This is a genomic window from Dyella sp. 01L423, assembly GCF_056399945.1.
On sequence record NZ_JBFTSI010000050.1, the window covers coordinates 1 to 421 of the forward strand.

General features: G+C 67.2%; 1 protein-coding gene. It reads left to right on the forward strand.

Features of this window, described 5'->3' with window-relative positions:
• Window positions 1–421, forward strand: a 421-nt coding sequence (locus tag AC1DMY_RS21010) for an MFS transporter (RefSeq protein WP_477166777.1), incomplete at both ends; no start/stop codon positions are given.

Here is a 421-nt window from a genome sequence, read left to right on the forward strand (position 1 = left end):
GGACAACTCGATGTACCGCACGACCGGCTGGCCACGGTGGCCGGCATAGTCATGGCCTGCTCGGCATTTGGCAGCGTACTGACGGCCTCGCGGCTAGGGGCGCTGGCCGACCGCGTCGGTGCCTGGCATGTCATCATCGGTTGCCTTGTGGCCACCGCCCTTGTCCTGATTCCCCAGGCGTTCGTGACCAACTGGTGGACGCTGGCCGCGCTGCGCGGCGTAATGGGGATGGCGCTCGCCGGGCTGCTCCCCGCCATCGGCAAGCTCGTACGCCAGGCCGTCAAGGAGCACCAGTCCGGCAAGATGCTCGGCTACCTGCAATCCGCGCAGTTCTCCGGGCAGGTGATCGGGCCGTTGATCGGCGCGCAGATCAGCGTGCACCTTGGCATGCGCGCGGTGTTCTTTGTTACCAGCGCCCTGC